Genomic DNA, 15,189 nt, shown 5'->3' on the forward strand with positions numbered 1-15,189 from the left:
TGAAGTTTTTGATTCCAACTATTTACATAATCAGAATTCTTTTTTTATATCTCTGATCTTGGATCGAATTGAACGAATTACTTGAATTTGTTCATGACTTTCGTTTGTCTACTCGTCACGCTTACATGATTGTGTTTTCTTAAAGAACTTTTCTCGCTTCAACTTCCGTATCCGCTTTATTCCGATAGGCATTGCGCCCCTCTTTATCGTTTTGTTTTTCCCTTCGTTTCCGTCGGGACTGCAAAGGTAGAAATCTTTTCTGAACTTCCAAAAACTTTTTGAAGTTTTTTTTTCTTTTCTCTTTTTTCGATTTCCGCGTTTAACTCTCGTTAAACCCTTCTTTTTTCATGATCCCTTCTTTCGAAGTAACCGTCCCTCCCTTGCGGAGTGGTGCAAAGATAGGGAGTTTTCGGGCAAACTTCCAAGCCTTTTGTTCTTATTATTTTCATTTTGCCCTTAACTGCCTGTAACGGTGCGAGATTCTTTTTCATTTTAGCGACGGAAGCTGCAGAGGGAGGCGAAAAAAGGCTGATCCTGCACCCGAAATGGGTACAGGGAAGTCCAAGGTACCGTGAAATGGGCTCCCCCGAGGTTTAACGGAGGGATTTCTGTACCGGCGGCAGGGGCAAACATAAGCAGCCGGGACCGGGGATAGCGGAAAGATGGCAGAACACAGGAGGCCGGAATACATTATTTATAGCTATACTTTCTTACCTGTTTACTTAGGGTTAGTTTAGGGTTTAGTTAGGGTTAGTTTAGGTATAGTATAGGTATAAGCTAATCAAAACCTAACTTAATGCTAAGCTAAGTATAAACAAAAGCTAAACTAAAGAATAAGAAGTTCAGAATTATTTTTATCGAGAGGGTAACTAGGGGTCTGCTCGGAGGTAGGCCTCCGGCTGCCGCGCAGGGTCTGCGGGAACCTCCTGTTCCGCTCTCCCCATCGGCTTCGTACCATGTTCGGGGAAGATTTGCACTGACTCCGTGTTTTGTCCGTGTTGAGTCCGTGTTCCGTCCGACCCCGACATGGAGACAGAACCCGCTTACGATGGACACACCTTGCTCACAGGGCGAACCTAAGACCTAGTTAAGCCAATTCAGGACCCATTAAGAGTCGAACGCGAGCTCAACAGCAGCTCAACCGCTTGCCCCCAGAAATATCGAAGTATTGCCGAAAGACACCAGACACTCGGACTCGCATAGGATACATGAGCCTAAAAGCTCCGTTCCGCAACAAAAGTTTACATTACGAAAAAGCGTTCAACCCCGTAATATCTTGTCCCGTGATTAATAAATGAATATCATGTGTCCCTTCATAGGTAACTACAGACTCTAGGTTCATCATATGCCGCATAATAGGAAAATCACCCACTATCCCCATTCCGCCAAGGATCTGCCTGGATTCACGCGCAATCTGCAGCGCCATATTCACATTGTTCCGCTTTGCCATGGAGATTTGCTGTGGAGTAGCACGTCCCTCATTTTTGAGCTGCCCTAAACGCCACGACAACAACTGCGCCTTGGTAATTTCCGTCAGAAATTCCGCTAGCTTCTTTTGCTGCAATTGAAAACCAGCAATTGGTTTATCAAACTGATGTCGCTCCAAAGCGTATTGAACCGCAGTTTCATAACAGTCTATTGCTGCTCCGATCACTCCCCATGAAATTCCATAGCGGGCCGAATTCAAACAGGAAAGCGGTCCACGCATTGAATTTACAGCAGGAAGCACATTTTCCGCAGGGATATAAACATCATGAAAAACCAATTCCCCTGTTTTGGAAGCGCGCAAAGACCATTTATGCAGGGTCTCTGGCGTTTCAAAACCAGCCATTCCACGTTCAACAATTACTCCCCGCACCTTTCCGGCCTCATCTCGTGCCCAAACGACAGCAATATCGCAGACAGGCGAATTTGTAATCCACATTTTGGCTCCATTCAATAAAAAACCATCTCCTTTTGCCGTCAATTTCGTTTCCATTCCCCCCGGATCAGATCCATGATTAGGCTCAGTAAGCCCAAAAGAACCGACCAACTCGCCCGATGCTAACCCTGGTAAATATTTACGACGCTGCTCCTCGCTGCCATAGGTATAAATCGGAAACATCACCAAAGAGGATTGCACCGATGCCGCCGAACGAATTGCCGAATCACCGGCTTCCAATTCCTGCATAATCAAGCCATAGGAAATCTGATCCAATCCCGCCCCGCCATATTCAGCAGGAATATAAGGCCCTAAAGCTCCAATTGCTCCCAATTTAGGCATCAATCCCGCAATAGCACGGTGCTCCTGCGCCGCGTCTTCAATGAAAGGCTTAATCTCTGTGTTCACAAAATCACGGACAGACTGCCGTATCAGTTTATGTTCTTCGGACAATAAATCGTCCACCTGGTAATAATCGATATTAATTTGTTTGATCATGATATAGTCTACATTAGCTTATCTAAGATAACGATTATTTTTCACTGAACAATATTCAGCACAAACTTGTCAATAAAAAATTTATTTCATATATTTAAACTATTCCACGAATAAAATAAACCATTATGATAAAAGCAGCGCTTAAAACACTTGGAATATCTTCTCAGAATTTAGGATCATCAACTGGACAACAATGGTTTTCCGAGGGTAAAGAATTCGAATCCTTTTCACCTGTCGATGGAAAGCTCATCGCAAAAATAAAAGGCAGCAATCGTCAGGACTACGAAGCGGTCATTAAGCAAGCCGGAGATGCTTTTTTACAATGGCGCCTACTACCTGCCCCAAAAAGAGGAGATATCGTTCGCCAATTGGGTGACAAGCTCCGTGAACTTAAACCCATTCTCGGAAAATTAGTTTCCTATGAAATGGGTAAATCTTACCAAGAAGGCATGGGGGAAGTGCAAGAGATGATCGATATCTGCGACTTCGCGTTAGGCCTATCTCGCCAACTGTATGGTAACACCATCCATTCGGAACGCCCCGGGCACCGCATGTACGACCAATATCATCCTTTGGGCGTTGTAGGTATTATTACAGCATTTAACTTTCCGGTGGCGGTATGGGCATGGAACACCGCCCTCGCACTGGTCTGCGGCAACACTGTCGTCTGGAAACCCAGCGAAAAAACACCGCTATGTGCCATAGCTTGCCAAAAATTACTTGCAGAAATCCTACACAGCAACGGGCTGCCCGAGGGAATATCCAACCTCGTCATGGGCGACAGAGAAGTTGGCGAGTGGCTTTCGGCAGACAACCGCATCGCTTTGATTTCTGCAACAGGATCCACGCGCATGGGAAAAGAAGTCGCCGTCGCCGTAGCACAACGCCTCGGTAAAACACTTTTGGAACTCGGTGGAAACAATGCAATCATCGTTACTCCAGACGCAGACTTAAAAATGACCATCATCGGTGCTGTATTTGGTGCCGTAGGTACAGCCGGACAACGCTGTACAAGCACCCGAAGACTTATTATCCATGAGCACATTTATGACAATGTCAAAAAACAACTGACCAAAGCTTATGGTCAGTTAAAAATTGGTGACCCTTTGGACACGAAAAATCATGTAGGACCATTGATTGACAAAGCCGCCGTAAAATCATACTTAAACGCACTGGACAAAATTAAAACACAGGGGGGAAAAATGCTGATCAAGGGAAAGGTACTTGAAGGCAAGGGCTATGAAAGTGGCTGTTATGTACAGCCTGTTATTGCCGAAGTCGAAAATCATTATGAAATCGTACAGCATGAGACCTTTGCCCCTATCCTTTACTTAATCAAATACAAGGGAGATATCAGTGCGGCCATAGACCTACAAAACAGCGTCGCACAGGGATTGTCTTCTGCCGTCATGACGAACAACCTACGGGAAGCCGAGCTATTTCTGAGTGCTGCTGGCTCTGATTGCGGTATCGCCAACGTCAATATCGGCACATCAGGAGCCGAAATCGGAGGTGCTTTTGGAGGCGAAAAGGAGACTGGCGGAGGTCGGGAATCTGGGTCAGATGCCTGGAAAGCCTATATGCGCCGTCAGACAAATACCATCAATTATACGACTGACCTACCTTTGGCACAAGGTATCAAATTTGATTTATAAACCATTTACACACAAAATTATGAGCAACGTACATGAAAGATTAAGCAAACATATATTGGCCGATGGATTTCCTTTGGTTATGGATATGGAAAAATCCCATGGTTCTTATGTCGTGGATGAAAATGGGGATGAATACCTCGATATGTTCAGTATGTTTGCTTCTATGGCCGTGGGTTACAATCATCCACATTTGGTCAAACAACGTGACTTCTTAGGCAAAATGGCCGTCAATAAGCCAGCCATGTCTGATATTTACCCAAAAGAGTTTGCTGATTTTGTCGACACTTTTGACCGCGTAGCCATACCGAAAGAACTCTCCTATGCCTTTTTCATATCAGGCGGAACACTCGCCGTGGAAAATGCTTTAAAAGCTGCCTTTGACTGGAAAACAAGGCTTAATTTTGCACAGGGAATACAAAAGGAAGCCAGCCAGGTCATTCACTTTAAACAGGCTTTTCATGGCAGATCCGGTTATACCCTGTCCTTAACAAATACACAAGACCCCAGAAAATACCTTTATTTTCCAAAGTTCAACTGGCCACGCATTACCAATCCGAAGTTGAGCTACCCCTTAACAAGCGAACATATTGAGCAGACCATTACTTTGGAGGAAAAGGCTGTCTCAGAAATACGCCAAGCCCTTGCCGCCAACCCCAACGATATCGCCTGTATCATTATTGAACCGATACAGGGCGAAGGTGGCGACAACCATTTTCGAAAGGAATTTTTCGTACAGCTTCGTCAAATCTGTGATGAAAATCAGATCCTATTGATTTTTGACGAAGTACAGACCGGATTGGGTATTACGGGGAAAATGTGGGCTTACCAACATTACAACGTAATTCCCGATATCATTGCCTTCGGCAAAAAAGCACAGGTATGTGGTATACTGGCGAGTAAGGAAAAATTTGATCAGGTGGAACATCATGTCTTTAAAGAGTCCAGTCGTATCAATTCAACATTTGGTGGTGATTTTATGGATATGCTCCGCTTTAAATTAATTCTTGAAGTCATAGAACAAGAAAATCTCGTTCAAAATGCAGCAGAAAAAGGGCACTATCTACAAGATAAGCTCCAGGAACTGCTAGTGAAAAAACCGCAGCTGTCCAATTTACGAGGAGAGGGTTTATTCGTTGCATTGGATTTCACATCGGAAGCTGCACGCAATGAATTTATCAAAAATGCCTATGCAAATAAACTGATTATGTTAGGCTGTGGAGAGAAAAGTATACGTTTTAGACCGCACCTTAATGTGAGTTATGAGGATATCAATAAAACGATAGCAATTATAGAAAAGAGTATTTCCTAAAAAATAAGCAATGCTAAAAAGCTTCAATGTAGCCTATAGTATTGCTTATTTTTTTATAAACTATCTATCTCTACATACATTGGGACGGTCAATATCGACCAGTTCTGAAATTCCATACTCATCAAACAGGTCTAAGAGTGCATCTGTACCCTCTTCAAGTTTGTAATCCATCTCTTCTTTATATACAGGGATCATTGCATAAAAATTGATCAGATTACCATCTTTGGTCTTTAACTCCAAAAATTCCTCATCAAAACTTAGCATAGGTGGAAGCAGCAACATACAACCGAAACCTGTATTTGCAATATCCTCGGCTTCCATCCCATTGGGAATGGTATGCCCATATCCCAACCAGGTTTTGTACTCATGTGGAAACCGCGCTAATCTTTTCAAAAAGTAGACCGGCCAATAATTGTTGTCATCCTGAAATTCCTCTTCTCCGATCTTCCAATCTGCGGGCAACACGACCATCAGCTCCGCCCGTTCATAAGACTCTTTGTTTTCCACTTCATCTGGAACATGCATAGCCAAATCACTCATGCCTGAAGTAACCAATATATGGAATGGATAGTTTGCACTTGGTTTAATCCAATGCACATCGATATGAACAAGTTCGGAGATAATTTCATGGAACACCATATCGGGTTCGGCAATATATTTGGTCAAATGCTCCTCGATTTCATCCAGATAAACACATTGTACCTCCGGAAATAGGTTTTTTGGATCCTTATCATCAGATTGATCTTCATAACGGTAGACCGTAGACCCTCCAGCAGTAATTTCTGTATCTTTTTTTTCGGACGGAGATTCTTCCTCTTCGCCGCTCATAATTTTTTTGACTTTATCCCAAAATGACATATTATCTTATAAATGGTGAAAATTTTAGCGATTATTTTCTATTCAAATTTATTCAATTACAGCTACTACAGGCTGTCTAAATCTTGTTTTAACTGGTTTTCCTTTGACCTGTCCCGGCATCCATTGTGGCGATCTGCGCATAGCAGACAACACAGCCTTTGCAAACTCGGGACTCACTTTATCGGGATTCTCGATTTCAATATTACAGATCGCTCCATCTTCACAAACAATAAATTTCAGCATTGCCGTCTGCCGAGATCCATATTTTGCATAGGCCACACTGTCCATTGCCCTGATTGTTCCCGACAAATCCAGGTTATTTTGCAAAAATCTGGACCAGGCCACCACCCCGCCCTTGAAATAGGGAAAATCATCAACGTGCTGTGCAATACTGTCTGCAGGAATATCCCGTTTAGCAATCACTTGTGCACTTGCAGAAGTACACAATACCATAAAAAGTAGAATTGAAAAAAAAGTCTTAAATCCAGTTAAATACATAATCTATCCTATCCATAATCGTACCATTTAACGCTTGTATAAGATAATTTATTGCTTTAAATCCTCCGGACTAATTGAGCGGCATAGCAACCTCTGCATTAAACGCCCCTGTTTCATCAACAAGAAAACTGATCGGATGCTCCGGATTTTTAATAATCTCGAATAAAGTCAATCCCCAAGGTTTCCAAAAATTTTCCAAAACTTGGCCATAAGTCTTATTTTGCCAATGATCAAAGATAGGTTTCATCGACATATCCGCTAATGGCATAGGTTCAACATAGACTTTTTGCGGGGTGTTTAGATAGGTATAATCTGGCAGACGATTAAATAAGTAGGCTGAATAAAAATAGCGTGCACACAATTCTTCAAACTGGATCGGGTGTAATGTTTTGCCCGCAATGACTTTGAGAATATCTTCGTGATAAATATTGTTTGTCGCATTATCTTGAAGACAGGCAACTACAGCAAAGTCCTTCATACGGATCGAGAAGATCAATGTATTGATTTCATCACGATACATAAATGTATCCGGTGCATTCTCAACAGGTACAACAACCAATGAAAATGGGAATGTATTTTCAAACTCCATCGGTACAACCAGAGACTGTAACATCGCATGTAGATTCGTAAAACGCTGTGCAAGCGCCTGAGAAAAGTTCATATCTTCACCAGAAGCTTTTTGCTGCTGAATTCCCGCAAGAATTTCATTAAAAACCACCCCATAGATGATTTTTGTCATCCATTGAAACAATAGTAATGGATCCAGCTGTTTGACGGCTTCATAGCCTTGTTCAAACGACTGTTCTACCGCACGCTCCATTTGCTCAATAGCTTCGGCTGCAGCCATGGAACACGGTAGTTTCAACGATTTGTAAGTAACCAGATTCTCATCCAGCATTTTAAAAGGTTTATCTTCCAATTGAAAAGATTTCATCATCCATACAGGAAACACCTGAATGGATTCTTCTTCCGACTGAAGCTTATTCCCTGTTAAAAAACAAATATCTGAATCAAACTGAAATTGTTTGAATGGATTATACAAAGTTGTCGCCATAATGCTGGCAAAGTTAAAACAAATCGAAAAGTCCGCAAGAAAAGCAAATTCTTATTACGATATGGTGACTTGCATTCTTAAACTTATTTTATTTTCAGAAATTATTGAAAATTCAAAAACTTTAAATACCTTTGATATAGGCAATCACAAAAAGGATGGGAAAGCCGATCGGTTCAATAGTCCGATAAAAATAAATTGAGGTATTGGCAAAATAAAAGCACGATGGAATTACAAGAAGCAAAACAACAGTTCATAGACACCTGGGGCGCATTAGGTTCTGAATGGGGGATCAACAAATCTGTTGCTCAGGTTCATGCCCTACTCCTTTCTGCAAGCAATCCCATGTCTACAGATGAGATTATGGAAAAGTTAGTGATCTCCCGCGGGAATGCCAATATGAGTATCCGGCAATTGATCGATTATGGTATTGTCTACAAAAAACATATTGCTGGTGATCGAAAGGAATATTTCGTCGCAGAGAAAGAGGTCTTAAAATGGGCGATGAAAATTGCAGTGATGCGTAAGCAGAAAGAGCTTGACCCCGTAATGGATATTCTAAAGGATATAAGCCAGAATACCGAAAAGGACCAGACTGCAGAAGGTAAGGAGTTCCATAAAACGGTAAAGGACATCCAAAATCTGACGGATCAACTCGAAACTATTGCCAACAAGATTTTCAATACAAGCGGTGGAGATTTATTAATCAAATTGATCAAACTAATGATGTAGCGTCATGAACTTCAATATCCTAGCGTACGCAATCTACGGCCTGCTCACCTGTTATATTATTCTTTGGGTCGGTCGGTTATTCCATAAAAATGGCCGGATTTTCATCCTATCGCTTTTCCGCCAGGAGGTCAACTTGGCCGATACGACAAATAATCTATTGCTGCTTGGATATTACCTACTCAACATCGGCTATGCAATCCTGCAATTTAGTTATTGGCGACAAATTGAATCATTTGATGAAATGATCTGCAGCATTGCCTTTAAAACAGGACGATTACTTTTTGTCCTTGTTGGGTTACATTACTTCAATATGCTCAGTATTTACTTCTTCGCAAAAAAAAAGAATTCATTAACCATTAAACATTAATATCATGGGAAATTTAACAGTTATCGGGTACTTTATCTACTTACCCATTGCAATAGGATTAACCTATTATGTTGCCTACGTGCTTTTTAAAAATAGCATTGTTTACATGAATGATATCTTTGCCGGTAGGCCGGAGGTAGCCCATGCGACGAATAATTTATTTCGCATTGGATTCTACCTCATGAATTTGGGATTTGCACTCTACATACTTGAAATCAGCCTGTACAAGCCTAACATTCAGGAACTTATTGAGCGCCTGAGTTATAAAATCGGTGGATTTAGCATATATCTTGGTGTAATGCTCTTTCTTAATATGTTTCTCTTCTTTAGAGGCAAACGGATTGCAAAACAACGAAGAAACATGGATACAACCTTCAATGCATAATTAAAACAGACTGTAAATACACTTGCCATGAATAAAATAGTCATCGCTGGAGGAACAGGTTTTGTTGGACAATATCTTTCCGAGAGATTTCGTACATTAGGCTATCAGGTGATCATCATTGGCCGTCGGCCGGGCAATATCCTTTGGACCGATCGATCCGCTATTTCCGATTCACTGGAAAATGCAGCGATGCTAATCAATCTAGCCGGAAAATCTGTCAACTGTCGGTATAACAAAAAAAATAAGGCCGAAATATTTTCCTCACGAACAGCAACGACTACGCTTCTCGGCGAGCTCACAGCAGGCTGTACCAATCCACCAAAGCTATGGCTAAACGCGAGTACCGCCACCATCTATCGTCACGCCGAAGATCGTCCAATGACAGAAAATTCGGGGGAGATCGGAACAGGTTTTTCCGTTGATGTTGCAACATTATGGGAAAAAACCTTTTTCGACTTCAAATCGGAAAAGACAAGACAGGTGGCGCTTCGGATGGCGATAGTTTTGGGCGCAGATGGAGGGGTCATCCTTCCTTTTAAAAACCTCGTTCGTACTGGCCTCGGTGGAATACAGGGAAATGGTCAGCAATATTTTAGCTGGATTCATATTGAAGATCTATTTCAAATCATTTTATTCTTACAGGGTCGTGATGACATCGCCGGTATCATAAATTGTGCGGCACCCAACCCGATTACGAATAAGACTTTTATGGCAACTTTTCGACAGGTAATGAACCGTAAAATTGGCCTACCATCTCCAAAATGGCTACTGGAAATAGGTGCGGCTTTAATTGGCACGGAGACAGAGCTGCTTTTAAAAAGCCGTTGGGTATTACCTGAAAGGTTGGAGAACAGTGGATTTACCTTCAAGTTTCCAACGATTTCAACTGCTTTGCAGGATATTTTGCAGCGGGGATAAAAACCGAAAAGATAAATACGTGGGGTAAACCATTATCCCACGTTAACCTTGAAATTTTCAAATACAAGCGGCGCAGTGACAATAGCGCCCTCGTTATTTTTTACGCCTTTAAACTCGGAGGTTTTTCCTTTCTCCAGCAGGTTCTTCATCTCTTTTTCGTCCAGAAAGATACCATTTAATGTCCGCCAGATCTTAAAATCACATCCACGGGCATAATGGTCGCACTGGGCCACTTTATCGTAGAGCAAAATCAATCCCTTCTCACATTTCGGACATTTTATCTTTCCTTTTTGTTGAGGTTTAACTTCCTCTTGTGCGAGAGAAATCCGCAGTGTCAACAATTCTTTTGTGATTTTGGCCGTATAGTCCTTAATATGTTTCATAAAAACATCATAAGACACCTTATTGGCCCGCATTTCCTCCAGCTTCTGCTCCCATTTACCGGTCAAAGTTACTTTGGCAATGGAACGATCTTTTACAAGATTGTATACCGCAAGCCCCTTTTCCGTTGGAATCAGTTTTTTCTTGTCGCGCTTAATATAATCACGTTGGAAAAGTGTTTCGATGGTTGCAGCACGCGTAGCAGGTGTACCAAGTCCACAGTCCTTCATAGCCTGTCGCATCTCATCGTCTTCAATTTCCTTTCCCGAGGTTTCCATGGCCTTCAATAACGAAGCTTCGGTATGTATGGGTCTTGCTTTGGTAAAACGTTCGGCAAGTTCGAGGGTCAGAATCTGCAATAATTCCTCGGCTAATAGCTTCGGTAATTGCGCATTTTCGTTATCCTGATCGTCATTGTTTTTATCTTCATCAGGCGCTTCGATCTGCTCCGCGGAAAGACGCCAGCCGTATTGCTTGATCACAGTACCTTTGGCGATAAGTTCAACTCCCTGCGCATCAATTGTCACGGTGGTAATATCTTTTATACAAACTTCCGAGAAACTTTCCACCATACGCTTGGCAATCATATTGTAAACGTTCTGTTGCTCTTTGAGCATGGGCCCCGGCTTTTCATCCGTCACCAACAAGGCATGGTGATCAGTTACCTTTTTGTCATCGACAGAACGTTTGTTCAATTTTGCGCCGATCAGATTTTTTGCAATAGACGCGATGGATTCATCTGCGGTATCTGCTAAATGTTGAAAAAGTGCGCCAATTTCTTCAAAAACATCCTCACCGATGTAACGGGAGCCCGTACGCGGATAAGTGATGACCTTCTTTTCGTAAAGTGTTTGCGCAATACTCAGTGTCTGATCTGCCGAATAACCATATTTTTTATTTGCATCCTGTTGCAGCGATGTCAAATCAAATAGCAAGGGTGGCTGTTCTTTTGTTTCTTTGGCTTCCACCTTTGCCACACGGGCATTGGAACCAACGGTCAATCGCGCAATGGTTTGCTCGGCAACATCCTTTTTATCGATCTTATTGGAGGTTGCCTTAAAACTGATATTGTCTTTTTCAAACCCGGCCTGGATTTTATAAAATGCCTGGGGTTTAAAATCTTTGTTTTCCAGATAGCGTGAACAAATCATGGCCAAAGTTGGCGTCTGTACACGGCCCAAAGAAAGTAATCCTTTATTTCCCGCCGCCAAGGTGATGGCCTGCGTCGCATTGATACCGATGAGCCAATCTGATTCCGAACGTGAGCGGGCAGACATATATAGGCTATCGTATTCCGCACCTGCTTTCAGATTGGCAAATCCTTCTTTAATGGCCTTATCTGTTTGACTCGATATCCAAAGACGTTTAAAAGGAACTTTAGAACCCAAAAAATAGTATATATTACGAAAGATCAACTCCCCTTCCCGTCCAGCATCGGTAGCCACAATGATTTCTTCGGCCTGTTCTAAAAGGGATTTTATGGTGTTGAGTTGCTTAACTGCTCCGCTATCATCCATCTGCTTGCCATCACGTTTCACCTTCTTCGACTCCAGCTTAAATGTTGGTGGAATGATCGGCAAGTTCGAGATTGTCCACGAATTGTATCCGTAAGCCTGTGGCGTACAGAGTTGAACCAAATGACCAAAAGCATACGTAAAAGCATAGCCATTGCCGGCGATATAACCGTCTTTGACTTCCTTCGCCCCCATCACTCGAGCTAGATCACGCGCCACGGAGGGCTTTTCAGCAATTACAACCTTCATTTTAGATATGAGATGTTAGATTTTCGATCCGAGACTAGCTGTAATGCCCGAGGGTATTACAGCTAGTCTCAATTTAATATTGATGTTTTAACCCTTTACCTTAAACGTCCCTATTCTATGGATGGTATCGTTATTCCTTTGATTTTACGATACAGCTCTATCGCATAAACATCAGTCATACCTGAAACAAAATCCAATACACAACGAATTTTCGAATACGAATCTTGTTTGTCCGTATAAAATTGTTCAGGAATTAACGCAACTAGCTTTTTATCGTAATTGTTCTTGTTCTTCTTCAGGTATGCCGGAACAAATTCTTTCAATAGGGCATCCATCACCCGGTAGCCAGCAATCTCAATCTGTACAACTGTGGGTGCATTATAGATTTTTGCAATGGAAATCTTCGAGATTTTGTTCATTTGTGTAACAATATCTTCATCTAGGGCATCCATCAACGCTGATGCGAAAGTTCCTGACAGAAACTTGTCCTGCTCACGTACAAAGACATCAACACATCCTTTAATCAAGGTATTGATCGCTTTGGCACGTAACAATGCTACGCGGCTTGGGGTATCCAGCAATCCATCGAGTCTGTCACGAAGATTTTCTTTACCACATAGTGGCAATAGTAATTCTTCGACTTCCTGATAGGACAATATTTTAAGATGATGAGCATCTTCTAAGTCAATAATATTGTAACAGATATCATCTGCAGCCTCCACGAGATAAACCAGGGGATGTCTCAGATAGCCCTTTGGATTAGAGGGATCTTTTAATAGTCCCAATTCATTGGCAACCTTCTCAAACGCCTTTTGTTCTTCTGTAAAAAAGCCATATTTCTTGCGGTGATGGCTCTTCTTAAGGTGGCCATCAATTGCCAAACAGGGGTATTTTACAATGGAAGCCAGCGAAGTATAGGTCAATGCAAAACCTTTGGGATCCTTGCCCTGGAAGGCATGCGTCAAAATCCGCAGGGCATTTGCATTTCCTTCAAAGTGGGTCAGATCTGCCCATTCTTCGGCTGTGACCTGCTCTTGGTATTTACGTCCATCTCCATCTGTGAAATACGTAGATATGGCGGATTCACCCGAGTGGCCAAAGGCTGGGTTGCCCAAGTCATGTGAAAGACATGCCGCCGAGATAATATTTCCGACTTCTTGCAGAAAGGGGTAATCATTATCCAGGTTTGGATTTTCCTCTTTCAGCTGCGCATAAAACATACGCCCCAAAGAGCGTCCCACACTGGCAACTTCTAAACTATGTGTCAATCTATTGTGCACGAATACAGCACCAGGAAGTGGAAAAACCTGCGTCTTATTCTGTAATCTCCGAAATGGGGATGAAAAGATCAAACGATCATAATCCCGTTGAAATTCCGACCGGGCCACAAGGTAACTATCTACGCTCCGATCTTCGTAACCCCAGCGCTTTGCAGAGAGCAAATCTTTCCAATTCATTTTTTCAGACATAGCGCAAACTTAGATAAATTTGCCTTTAAATACAATTATAATCATAGGATACAGCTTCGGAAATTATCCGAATGACTGTCCGCATATCGCTATATTTTACTCCTGTTATTCACCTATTCAGGAGTCATTATTGCAACAGTATCCATGATTGCATTTCAAAATGACAAATTTTACAAACAGCTGTTATCAAAGTCATTTTTATACAGGTTATATTCTGTATCTTTAACCTAAATACCAATAGGGATCCATCATGACGAAATATCAAACACTTATTCCAAAACATTTTGAAGGTACAATCGAAGGCAAAAACACGCATTTGCTCTTATTAAAAAACGAAGGAGGGATGCAGGTACTCTTAACGGATTACGGTGCACGTATTGTCAGTATTTTGGTACCTGATAACAAGGGAAATTTAGTGGATGTAGCACTGGGCTTCGATTCAATTCAGGCCTACCTAGATTCTGATGAGAAATACCATGGATGCACAGCAGGGCGTTTCGCCAATCGCATTGCTGCGGGTAAATTTGAAATCGACGGAAAACTCTATACGCTTCCGCAAAACAATGGCAATAATTGTCTTCATGGTGGTATTTCGGGCTTTCATGATAAGGTTTGGGACAGAAGGGTAACTTATCAATCGCACGTCGAATTTTATTATGTTTCCCCAGATGGTGAAGAGGGCTTCCCAGGAAACTTAAAAGTTATGGTTTCTTATACCCTGACCAGAAATAACGAGATCATTATCAAATATCATGCGCAATCGGATGCCGATACGCACGTCAACTTGACCAATCATACGTACTTCAATCTGGATGGGGAAGGCAGTGGCGACGTATTGCAGCAAATCCTTCAGATCAACTCAGATGAGGTCTTATTTGTAGACGACAACCAGATACCAAATGCAATAGTACCTGTGGAGGGCACCGCCTTCGACTTCCGCATACCCAAACCTATTGTTCAAGATATTACTGCAAATAACGAACAATTGATCGCTGCCAAAGGCTATGACCATTGTTATGTCAACAACCAGCCTATTTCGCAGCCTTGTGCAACAGTCTATTCAAAAAACACAGGCATTCAGCTGGATGTTTTTACAACGGAGCCTGGTGTACAGCTCTATACAGCAAACTGGATGACGGGAAATGATTTTGGCAAAAGAGGTTATAAATATTTGCCTTATGCCGGATTCTGTCTGGAAACACAGCATTTTCCGGATACGCCCAATCAGGCGGAATTTCCTTCAACCCTGTTAAAAGCGGGCGAATCGTTCGACTCCGAGACACATTTTAAGTTCTCTATAAAAAAATAAGAAAAGAAAACGACCGGTAAGCATGTGCTTACCGGCCGTTTTATGTTGATGTGCTGTTTCCTTTGTAGGGTCACA

At 42.1% G+C, this 15,189-nt stretch carries 13 protein-coding genes; 7 read left to right on the forward strand and 6 right to left on the reverse strand.

What is annotated here, in order from left to right; translation table 11 throughout:
- Nucleotides 1-1,246: 1,246 nt before the first annotated feature.
- Nucleotides 1,247-2,419 carry an acyl-CoA dehydrogenase family protein gene (locus IQ31_RS03820; protein WP_145327144.1) on the reverse strand — a complete coding sequence of 391 codons (1,173 nt, stop codon included), beginning with the start codon at nucleotides 2,417-2,419 and terminating at the stop codon, nucleotides 1,247-1,249.
- Nucleotides 2,420-2,544: 125 nt separating this feature from the next.
- On the opposite strand from IQ31_RS03820, the gene amaB reads away from it, so the two are divergent.
- Together amaB and lat are read left to right on the forward strand one after the other, a co-directional pair.
- Nucleotides 2,545-4,074 carry an L-piperidine-6-carboxylate dehydrogenase gene (amaB, locus tag IQ31_RS03825; RefSeq protein ID WP_075990941.1) on the forward strand — a complete coding sequence of 510 codons (1,530 nt, stop codon included), beginning with the start codon at nucleotides 2,545-2,547 and terminating at the stop codon, nucleotides 4,072-4,074.
- Nucleotides 4,075-4,093: 19 nt separating this feature from the next.
- Entirely contained in the window at nucleotides 4,094-5,383 is a 1,290-nt protein-coding gene (gene lat / locus IQ31_RS03830; protein WP_145327145.1) for an L-lysine 6-transaminase, read from the forward strand.
- A gap of 60 nt (nucleotides 5,384-5,443) precedes the next feature.
- On the opposite strand, the gene IQ31_RS03835 is transcribed toward lat, so the two are convergent.
- The 3 genes from IQ31_RS03835 to IQ31_RS03845 form a co-directional block, all read right to left on the reverse strand.
- Nucleotides 5,444-6,211: a suppressor of fused domain protein gene (locus tag IQ31_RS03835; RefSeq protein WP_198386028.1), complete on the reverse strand. Its 768-nt coding sequence runs from the start codon at nucleotides 6,209-6,211 to the stop codon at nucleotides 5,444-5,446.
- 78 nt (nucleotides 6,212-6,289) lie between these two features.
- On the reverse strand, nucleotides 6,290-6,694 hold the full coding sequence (locus tag IQ31_RS03840) for an energy transducer TonB (protein ID WP_157698359.1): 405 nt from the start codon (nucleotides 6,692-6,694) through the stop codon (nucleotides 6,290-6,292).
- A 115-nt stretch (nucleotides 6,695-6,809) separates the two neighbouring features.
- Nucleotides 6,810-7,793 (reverse strand): hypothetical protein, encoded by a 984-nt coding sequence (locus IQ31_RS03845; protein ID WP_088160133.1) that lies wholly within the window; start codon nucleotides 7,791-7,793, stop codon nucleotides 6,810-6,812.
- 222 nt (nucleotides 7,794-8,015) lie between these two features.
- Here IQ31_RS03845 and IQ31_RS03850 point away from each other — a divergent pair, with 222 nt between their 5' ends.
- The 4 genes from IQ31_RS03850 to IQ31_RS03865 are packed head-to-tail and all read left to right on the forward strand — an operon-like array spanning nucleotide 8,016 to nucleotide 10,192.
- The gene (locus IQ31_RS03850) at nucleotides 8,016-8,522 is read left to right on the forward strand and encodes a GbsR/MarR family transcriptional regulator (RefSeq protein ID WP_075990935.1); all 507 of its coding nucleotides are present in this window, start codon (nucleotides 8,016-8,018) and stop codon (nucleotides 8,520-8,522) included.
- Between the two features lie 4 nt (nucleotides 8,523-8,526).
- Entirely contained in the window at nucleotides 8,527-8,889 is a 363-nt protein-coding gene (locus IQ31_RS03855; protein ID WP_088160132.1) for a hypothetical protein, read from the forward strand.
- A gap of 4 nt (nucleotides 8,890-8,893) precedes the next feature.
- A complete protein-coding gene (locus IQ31_RS03860; RefSeq protein WP_145327146.1) occupies nucleotides 8,894-9,274 on the forward strand; it encodes a hypothetical protein in 381 nt (126 codons plus the stop codon).
- A 27-nt stretch (nucleotides 9,275-9,301) separates the two neighbouring features.
- Complete coding sequence (locus IQ31_RS03865) at nucleotides 9,302-10,192, forward strand: TIGR01777 family oxidoreductase (protein WP_145327147.1); 891 nt, start codon at nucleotides 9,302-9,304, stop codon at nucleotides 10,190-10,192.
- A 32-nt stretch (nucleotides 10,193-10,224) separates the two neighbouring features.
- Here IQ31_RS03865 and IQ31_RS03870 read toward each other — a convergent pair whose 3' ends face one another.
- Entirely contained in the window at nucleotides 10,225-12,336 is a 2,112-nt protein-coding gene (locus IQ31_RS03870; RefSeq protein WP_088160130.1) for a type IA DNA topoisomerase, read from the reverse strand.
- Between the two features lie 110 nt (nucleotides 12,337-12,446).
- On the reverse strand, nucleotides 12,447-13,805 hold the full coding sequence (locus IQ31_RS03875; protein ID WP_075990930.1) for a deoxyguanosinetriphosphate triphosphohydrolase: 1,359 nt from the start codon (nucleotides 13,803-13,805) through the stop codon (nucleotides 12,447-12,449).
- A 250-nt stretch (nucleotides 13,806-14,055) separates the two neighbouring features.
- Here IQ31_RS03875 and IQ31_RS03880 point away from each other — a divergent pair, with 250 nt between their 5' ends.
- Complete coding sequence (locus IQ31_RS03880) at nucleotides 14,056-15,114, forward strand: aldose epimerase family protein (RefSeq protein ID WP_145327148.1); 1,059 nt, start codon at nucleotides 14,056-14,058, stop codon at nucleotides 15,112-15,114.
- The last annotated feature ends 75 nt before the right edge of the window (nucleotides 15,115-15,189 follow it).

Source organism: Sphingobacterium siyangense, from assembly GCF_007830445.1.
In the GTDB taxonomy this organism is placed as follows: Bacteria; Bacteroidota; Bacteroidia; order Sphingobacteriales; family Sphingobacteriaceae; genus Sphingobacterium; species Sphingobacterium siyangense.

Coding starts and splice junctions, on each gene's coding strand:
- IQ31_RS03865 (WP_145327147.1), top strand. CDS start 9,302: ATGAATAAAATAGTCATCGCTGGAGGAACAGGTTTTGTTGGACAATAT.
- IQ31_RS03835 (WP_198386028.1), bottom strand. CDS start 6,211: ATGAGCGGCGAAGAGGAAGAATCTCCGTCCGAAAAAAAAGATACAGAA.
- IQ31_RS03845 (WP_088160133.1), bottom strand. CDS start 7,793: ATGGCGACAACTTTGTATAATCCATTCAAACAATTTCAGTTTGATTCA.
- IQ31_RS03880 (WP_145327148.1), top strand. CDS start 14,056: ATGACGAAATATCAAACACTTATTCCAAAACATTTTGAAGGTACAATC.
- lat (WP_145327145.1), top strand. CDS start 4,094: ATGAGCAACGTACATGAAAGATTAAGCAAACATATATTGGCCGATGGA.
- IQ31_RS03860 (WP_145327146.1), top strand. CDS start 8,894: ATGGGAAATTTAACAGTTATCGGGTACTTTATCTACTTACCCATTGCA.
- IQ31_RS03840 (WP_157698359.1), bottom strand. CDS start 6,694: ATGGTATTGTGTACTTCTGCAAGTGCACAAGTGATTGCTAAACGGGAT.
- IQ31_RS03820 (WP_145327144.1), bottom strand. CDS start 2,419: ATGATCAAACAAATTAATATCGATTATTACCAGGTGGACGATTTATTG.
- IQ31_RS03870 (WP_088160130.1), bottom strand. CDS start 12,336: ATGAAGGTTGTAATTGCTGAAAAGCCCTCCGTGGCGCGTGATCTAGCT.
- IQ31_RS03850 (WP_075990935.1), top strand. CDS start 8,016: ATGGAATTACAAGAAGCAAAACAACAGTTCATAGACACCTGGGGCGCA.
- IQ31_RS03875 (WP_075990930.1), bottom strand. CDS start 13,805: ATGTCTGAAAAAATGAATTGGAAAGATTTGCTCTCTGCAAAGCGCTGG.
- IQ31_RS03855 (WP_088160132.1), top strand. CDS start 8,527: ATGAACTTCAATATCCTAGCGTACGCAATCTACGGCCTGCTCACCTGT.
- amaB (WP_075990941.1), top strand. CDS start 2,545: ATGATAAAAGCAGCGCTTAAAACACTTGGAATATCTTCTCAGAATTTA.